This window comes from Actinomadura sp. CNU-125, assembly GCF_001942465.1.
In the GTDB taxonomy this organism is placed as follows: Bacteria; Actinomycetota; Actinomycetes; order Streptosporangiales; family Streptosporangiaceae; genus Spirillospora.
On sequence record NZ_MKJY01000055.1, the window covers coordinates 64,309 to 71,734 of the forward strand.

6 protein-coding genes and 2 pseudogenes are annotated in these 7,426 nt (G+C 75.0%); all 8 read left to right on the forward strand.

Annotated features, from left to right (window positions below):
- The first annotated feature begins 50 nt into the window (after positions 1–50).
- A complete protein-coding gene (locus BJF79_RS58910) occupies positions 51–812 on the forward strand; it encodes an ABC transporter substrate-binding protein (protein ID WP_262401690.1) in 762 nt (253 codons plus the stop codon).
- The gene (locus tag BJF79_RS58915; RefSeq protein ID WP_262401691.1) at positions 809–1,513 is read left to right on the forward strand and encodes an ABC transporter substrate-binding protein; all 705 of its coding nucleotides are present in this window, start codon (positions 809–811) and stop codon (positions 1,511–1,513) included. Before BJF79_RS58910 ends, BJF79_RS58915 begins: the two co-directional genes overlap by 4 nt.
- Positions 1,514–1,533: 20 nt before the next feature.
- On the forward strand, positions 1,534–2,469 hold the full coding sequence (locus BJF79_RS57095) for an ABC transporter permease (RefSeq protein ID WP_262401692.1): 936 nt from the start codon (positions 1,534–1,536) through the stop codon (positions 2,467–2,469).
- On the forward strand, positions 2,466–3,299 hold the full coding sequence (locus BJF79_RS08200) for an ABC transporter permease subunit (protein WP_075895972.1): 834 nt from the start codon (positions 2,466–2,468) through the stop codon (positions 3,297–3,299). The genes BJF79_RS57095 and BJF79_RS08200 overlap by 4 nt, the downstream gene beginning before the upstream one ends.
- A pseudogene (locus BJF79_RS08205) lies at positions 3,296–4,231 on the forward strand (ATP-binding cassette domain-containing protein); the annotation flags it as partial. The gene BJF79_RS08200 and the pseudogene BJF79_RS08205, both read left to right, overlap by 4 nt.
- Before the next feature lie 209 nt (positions 4,232–4,440).
- Positions 4,441–4,704, forward strand: coding sequence for an ATP-binding cassette domain-containing protein (locus tag BJF79_RS66635; RefSeq protein ID WP_158079124.1), 264 nt, complete (start codon positions 4,441–4,443; stop codon positions 4,702–4,704).
- A complete protein-coding gene (locus BJF79_RS08210; RefSeq protein ID WP_075895974.1) occupies positions 4,701–6,425 on the forward strand; it encodes an ABC transporter ATP-binding protein in 1,725 nt (574 codons plus the stop codon). Before BJF79_RS66635 ends, BJF79_RS08210 begins: the two co-directional genes overlap by 4 nt.
- Positions 6,425–7,426, forward strand: a pseudogene (locus tag BJF79_RS08215) (ABC transporter ATP-binding protein); the annotation flags it as partial. The gene BJF79_RS08210 and the pseudogene BJF79_RS08215, both read left to right, overlap by 1 nt.

The following is a 7,426-nucleotide window of genomic DNA, read 5'->3' on the forward strand; positions in this document are numbered from 1 at the left end:
GAAGGTGTAGGTGCTGAATGTTGTCCACGAGAGGTCGCAGGGCGGGTGGCTTGGCCGCGGGTGCGGCCGCGGCCCTGCTGGTGACCGGGTGCTCGGCGTCCGGCGGGGCGTCGGCGGACGGGACGCTGCGGGCCGCGTTCTCGGGCGGTACGGCGGAGACGCTGAACTACTTCCGGGGCCCGACGGCGCTCGACTACGTGCGGGCGAGGCTGGTGCACGCGCCGCTGTGCGAGCTCGATCCGGCGTCGCCGGACGGGGTCTCCTACGGCGTGGTGGAGTCGATCGAGGTCGCCGACGACCTGTCCGAGTACACCCTGCGCGTGCGTGACGGCGTGCGCTTCACCGATGGGTCCGAGCTGACGAGCAAGGACGTGCTGTACTCCCTGCGGGCCCCCGTCGAGTTGGACGGTCTTCCGTTCACGCTCCTGGCGGCGCGCGGTTTCGATCTGGACGCGGCGTCGGCGCCGGACGCGTCGACGGTGGTGTTGCCGACGCTGTCGCCGATCGCCGACGGCCGGGAGCTGGTCTGCCAGAGCATGCTCGCGATCAAGGACGGCACGAAGGAGTTCACGCCGGACACTCCTTCGTCGGGACCGTTCACGATCGCCGCGTTCGAGCCGGGCCGGACCACGCTGCTGGAGCGCAATCCCGGCTACTACGGCACGGCGCCGTCCCTGGAGTCGATCGAGCTGCTGTCCATTCCCGACGGGACGGCGAGGGCGAACGCGCTGCGGCAGGGGCAGATCGACTTCGCCGGCGGCATCGCTCCCGCGCAGGCGCGGACCTCGGCAAGGCCGACGGGATCGCGGTGACGGCGAGCGAGCTGCCGTACGCCTCGTATCTGCATTTCACGATGAACACCGAGGCGGAGCCGTTCGACGACCCGCGGGTGCGGGAGGCGTTCAGGCTCGCCGTGGACCGGAAGCGGATCGTGGACAACGTCTACTACGGTCGCGCGTTCGTGGGCAACGACCTGCCCGCGCTGGGGTTCCCGAGTTATGACACGGCGCTCGAGCAGCGCCCCCATGATCCGGAGCGGGCTCGGCGGCTGCTCGCCGACGCCGACGCCGACGGGGTGAGCGTGGAGCTCACGGCGGGGCCGGAACTGCCCGGCATGGTCGAGGCGGCGACGCTGGTCGTCGAGGATCTGAAGGCGGTCGGGGTGGAGGCGGCGCTGCGGGAACTGCCCGCGGGGCAGTTGTTCGCCGACTACGCGGCCTACCTGAAGCTGCCGTTCAGGGCCGGGTTCAACCCGCCCGCGATGTTCGAGCCGAACCACGTTCCCGGCGCCTTCCCGAAGGTGGACGCGCTGGTGAAGACCGCGCGCAGCGCGTCCACGGCCGAGCAGAGGCTGGCCGCGTCGCACCGGGCGCAGCGGCTGCTGTGGGAAGAGGGCGGTCAGATCGGTGCGGTGTTCGTGCCGACCGTCAGCGCCGCCCGCGACGGGGTCTCCGGGGTGCGGGAGCTGCAGTTCCCCGACCTGTCGCAGGTCACCCTAACCGGCCGGAAATGAGGTCGGCCGGTTGGATCGCGATGAGGGCCGTCGCCTGCGCGGCGACCCTCGCGGTCCTCTCCGTCGTCGTGTTCTGGGCGACCGAGGTGCTTCCGGGCGACGCGGTCGGAGTCGTGGCCGGACCGGACGCGACGGACGCCGAACGGGCGTCGGTCCGGGTCGCGCTCGGGCTGGACCGGCCCCCGGCGCGGCGCTACGGGGAGTGGGTCGCGGGGATGCTCCACGGGGATCTCGGCACGTCGCTGGTGTCGGGCCGGGACGTCGCCGGTATCGTCGCGGCCCGGCTCGGGGCGAGCCTGGCGGTGCTGGCCCCGGCCGCGGTGCTCATCCTTCTCCTCGCCGGCGTGCTCGGCGTCGCGGCCGGGCTGCGGCCGGGAAGCCGCCTGGACCGCGGCCTGTCCGGGACGACGCTCGGGCTGATCGGCACCCCGGACTTCCTCATCGCCACCGCCTTGCTGGTGGTGTTCACGCTGTGGTGGGCGGTGCTGCCCACCGTCGCCCTGGTCCCGCCCGGGGAGTCGCTGTGGCGGCATCCCGAACTCGTCGCGCTGCCGGCGCTGGCGCTCGCATCGGGCGGGTTCGGGTCCACGATGCGGCTGCTGCGCGCGTCGGTCGCGCAGACCGCATCGGCGCCGTTCGCGGAGTTCGCCCGGCTCAACGGCGTCCGCGGACCGCGCTATGTGCGGACCGTCGTCGGCAACGCGGCCGGGCCGGCCGTCCACGCCTTCACGGTCATGATCGCCGGGCTGCTGGGCGGCGGCGTCGTGGTGGAGACGCTCTTCAACGTGCCCGGCGTGGGCTACGAACTGACCCGCGCGGTCGAGAGCCGCGATGTGCCGCTCGTCCAGGGGCTGAGCCTGGTGCTCGGCGCGGCCACGCTGACCGTCCTGCTCGTCGGCGATGTCGTCGCCCGGTCGCTGGATCGGCGCACCGCCGACGCCGCGGTGACGCCATGACCGCCCGGCACGTCGAGGCGGGCCGGTCATGGGTAGCCGCGCCGGTGCTCGTCGTCCTCATCGTCGCCATGGCGGGGCCGTGCCTGGCGGCGGGGAACGTCACCGCGCCGGTCGGAGTGCCGTTCGAACCGGCGGGCGCCGGCGGGCCGCTGGGCACCGACGTCCTCGGCCGCGACGTCCTGGCCCGGGTGCTCGCCGGCGGACGGACGCTCGTTCTGCAGGCCGCCGCGGCCACCGTGCTCGGCAGCGTCGTCGGGCTCATCGTGGGGATCTGGACCGGCACGACCCGCCGTCATCGGACGGCGCGGGCCGTGTCGCGGGTCGTCGACGCGGTCGCGACCGTCCCCACCCTGCTGCTGTTGCTCCTGCTGGCCGGCGGCCTCCCCGGCGACGATGCCATCGTGGCCGCCGCCATCGCGCTGGTCAGCACACCGTTCTCGGTCCGGGTCGTCCGGGAGCGCGCCGCCAGGCTCGCCGCCGCCGAATACGCCCGTGAGGCCGAAGCGCGGGGCGACGCGCTGCTCGCCCGGGTCCGGCACGACATCCTGCCCGGGCTGGCACCCGTCGCCCTCGCCGAGGCGGGAATCCGGTTCGTCGCCGCCACCCAGCTCGCCGCCACCGCCGGGTTCCTCGGTCTCGGCGCCGGGGCCCCCGCCGCGAACTGGGGAAGGATGGTGCGGGAGAACAGCCCCGGCATCGCCGCCAACCCGCTTCCGGTCCTCGTCCCGGCGGCACTTCTCGTCGTGCTCGCCGTCGGAGCCACCCTCCTGCTCGACCGGGTCGCCGACGCCCGGATCGGCGGGCTCGAACCGGCGGGACGGCCGGCATGACGGCCACCGTGTCCGGCCTCACGATCGCCACGGCCCGCGGCGCCGTCCTCGACACGGTCGACCTCGACCTGCACCGGGGGCAGGTGACCGCGATCGTCGGCGAGTCCGGAGCGGGCAAGACCACGCTCGCCCATGCCGTCCTCGGCCACCTCGCTCCCGGTACGCGGCGCACCGCCGGACGGGTCGAGGTGGCCGGGCACGACCCGTTCACGGCGGACGGACGTGCCGCGCTGCGGGGCAGAGTCACGGGCTACCTGCCGCAGGACCCGGCGAGCGCCCTGGATCCGCGCCGCGAAGTGCTGGCCCAACTGCGCACCGCCGCGCGCATCGCCCACCCGGGTGAGGGACGGCACGAGCGCGACGCCCGCGTCCGCGCCGCCGCCGATGCCGCGGCCCTCGACACCGCGCTGCTGCGCCGCCACCCGGCCCGGCTCTCCGGCGGGCAGGCCCAGCGCGCCCTGCTGGCCTGGACGTTCGTCACTCGCCCCCGCCTGGTGATCCTCGACGAGCCCACCAGCGGGCTCGATCCCGACACCGCCCGACGGGTGAGCGAAGCCTTCACCCGCCTGCCCTGGGAACCGGCCGTCCTGCTCGTCAGCCATGACCGCGCCCTCGTCGACCGAGCCGCCCACCGGGTGCTCGAACTCGCCGCGGGCCGGCTCCGGCCCGCGCCCGCCGCGCCGTCCGCGCTTGCGCATCCGCCCCGGCACCGCGGCCCGGACGAGTCCGCCGGCGGCGGGGAACGGGTGGTGGCGGCGGAGGGGCTGACGATCCGCCGCGGTGGCGTCCCGCTGCTGCGGAACGCCTCCCTGCATCTCGCGGCCGGGGAAATGGCCGCCGTGCGGGGCGTGTCGGGCAGCGGGAAGACCTCCCTCGCCCGCGCCCTGTGCGGCCTCGCCCCGCCCGACGCCGGGCGCCTGCGCGTGCACGGCGCTCCGGTCGCCTGGGACGGAGCCGCCCGGGGCGCGCGCCGGCGGCCCGTTCCTCGCCTACGTCGGGCAGGACGCCCGCGCCGCGCTCAACCCGCACGAGACCGTCCGGCGCACCCTCGCCCGCCGCCGTCGCCTCCGCGCACCGCCGCGGCATCCCGCCGGGGCCCGAACCGGCATCGCTGCTCGACGGTCTCGGGCTCACCGCGGACGTGCTCGATCGCACCCCGGACCGTCTCAGCGGCGGCCAACGCCACCGGATCGCGCTCGCCCGCGCGCTCGCCGCCGTCCCGGCCGCGGTCGTCTGCGACGAGACCCTCGCCTCCCTCGACCACGCCACCGCCCGCCTCGTGCTCGACGCGCTGGACGCCTGGCGCCGGGCCACCGGGTCGGCGGTACTGCTGATCACCCACCAAGACGAGGTCACCGCTCGCGCCGACCGCGTCCTCACCCTGTCCGGAGAACGTCTCGAATGACCCCCCTCCATCTGCTGCGCCCCGTCCGCGGTCCCCTCGCGGCGGCGGCCGTCCTGCAGGCGATCGGCAGCCTGTTGGCGCTGCTGCCCCTGCTGGTCCTCATCTCGTTCACCAGCGCCTTCATCGCCGACGACCGCCTCCCCGGCGCGACGCTCGCCGTCGCGGCCGTGCTCGGCACGGTCGGCGCCGCCCTCGCCACCGCCGCCGCGACGTGGGTCGCGCACCGCGCCGACGCGAATCTCACCTGGATCCTGCAGCGGCGGCTCTCCGACACCATCCGCCACATCCCCGTGCCGACCGTCACCGGCCTCGGTGGCGGGCGGATCAAGAAGGCGGTCCACGACGACACCGCGGCCATGCACTACCTCGTGGCCCACACCCTGCTCGACGTGACCGCACTGGTGGTCACACCGCTGGCCGGGCTCATCGCGCTCGCCCTGGCCGACTGGCGGCTGGCACTGTGCGGCCTGGTCCCGCTCGTGCTCGGCGTCCGGTGGTACGGCCGCGCCATGCGCGGCTCCGGTGCGAACTTCGCCGAGTACGCCGCCGCGCAGCAGCGCATCAACGCGACGATCGTCGACTACGTGCGCGGACTGCCCACCGCGAAGGTCTACGGCGGCACCGGCGGCGCCCGTGCCCGCTACACGGCCGCCGTCCACGCCTTCCACGATTTCTTCCGCGCCTGGTCGAGCGGCACCTCCGCCGTCACGACCGCCTCCTGGCTCGTCGCCGCGCCGGGCGTCACCGCGGCCTTCCTGGCCCTGGTCGGCGGAACCGGCCTCGCCGTGGGATGGGCGACCCCGGACGGTCTCGTCGCGGGCGTGCTGCTCGGCCCGGCGATCAGCGCTCCCGTCGCCGTCGCCGGGCCCCGGCTGCAGGCCCTCCGCACAGGCATGTCCGCCATGAGATCCATCGGCGAGTTCCTCGACCGGCCCCGGCTGTCCCGGGGCACGACGATCCCCGAAGGCGGCACCGCCGGCGGCGACGTCGTCCGCCTCGAGCACGTCGGCCACCGATACGACGACCGGGACGTCCTGCAGGACGTCACCTTCGCGCTTCCCGACCGCGGGCTCGTCGCGCTCGTCGGCGCCTCCGGCAGCGGCAAGAGCACCATCGCCGCCCTGCTAGCCCGCTTCACCGACCCCGCCACCGGCCACGTGATCCTCGGCGGCACCGACCTGCGCGACGTGCCGGAAGCGGCGCTGTACGAACGCATCGGTTTCGTGTTCCAGGACACGAAACCGCGCCGGGCCAGCGTCCGCGACAACATCACCGGCGGGCACGCCCTCCCCGAGGAACGGATCGTCGACGCCGCCCGGCAGGCGGCCGTACACGACGTCGTCCTCGCCCTTCCCCGCGGCTACGACACCGTCCTGGGGGACGACATCGACCTGTCCGGCGGGCAACGCCAGCGCATCGCCCTGGCGCGGGCACTGCTGCGCGAACCCAGGCTGCTCGTCCTCGACGAGACGCTGTCCGCGGTCGACCCCGCCACCCGTACCGTCCTGCTCGCGGGCCTGCGCGCCCAGGCACGGCGGCGCACCGTCCTGCTCATCACCCACCAGTTGCACCTCGTGCGGGACGCCGACCGCATCCTCGTCCTCGACCAAGGCCGCCTGGCCGGAGACGGCACCCACACCGAACTCCTCGCCGGCTGCCCCGCCTACCGCACCCTCCAGGAAGGCGAGACCGCCGACACCGCCCCCGGGAAGAACCTCTGATGCTCCGCACACTCGCCCGCGTCCTGCCCGCACCCGACCGACGGCGGCTCGCCGTACTCACGGCCTGGATCACCGCCGCCGCCGTGCTCCACGGCGTCGTCCTGGGCCTCGTCGGCGTCGTCATCGCCGCAAGCCTCGAATCCGACCCCGAGCCCGTCCCGGCGATGATCGCCCTCGCCGTGGCGGCGGTCGTGTTCGTCACCGTGCAATGGGTCGCGCAGACGGTCGCGTTCCGGGTCGGCAGCACCACCGCCCGCGTCCTGCACGAACGTCTCGGCGCCCACGTGGCCGACCTGCCCCTGGGCTGGTTCACCCCGGCCCGGCAGGCGAACGTCATCGACGCCGGCACGACCGGCGTCCCGCAGCTCATGTCCTACCCGGCCATCCTGCTGCGCCCGGCGATCACCGCCCTCGTCACGCCGCCGGCCGCCGCGCTCACCCTGGTGCTCCTGGACTGGCGCTACACCGTCGCCGTGCTCGCCGCCACCGCCGTCGCGCTGGGCGCCGCCCGCTACAGCGGCAGGCTGGCACGCACCGTCGACGCCCGCCGCCACCGCACCACCGCGGAGGCGACGGACCGCGTCCTCGAATACGCCGACCGGCAGCCGCTCATCCGCACCGACCAGCGTCCCGACGACGCCGAGGCGCTCGACCGGGCACTGCAGGAGGTCCGAGCGGTGTCACTGCGCTCGTCCGGCACCGTCGTCCCCGGCCTCGTCCTGTTCGGCCTCACGCTCAACACGCTCTTCGCCGCCCTCATCGCCGCGGGAGCCGCCTGGACGGCAGGCGCCACCCTCACCCCGCCGGTGTTCGTCGGCGTCCTCGTCGTCGTCGCGCGCCTCACCGCGGTCGCCTCCGCCGGTGCCGACCTGGCCGCCGGGCTCCGCCTGCAGAAGGGCGTCCTCGATCGGCTCGTCCGGATCCTCGACACGCCCGCCCTGCCCGTCCTCGACGCACCGTCCGGACCCGTCGCGTCCGCCGGCGCGGACATCGCCCGCGCC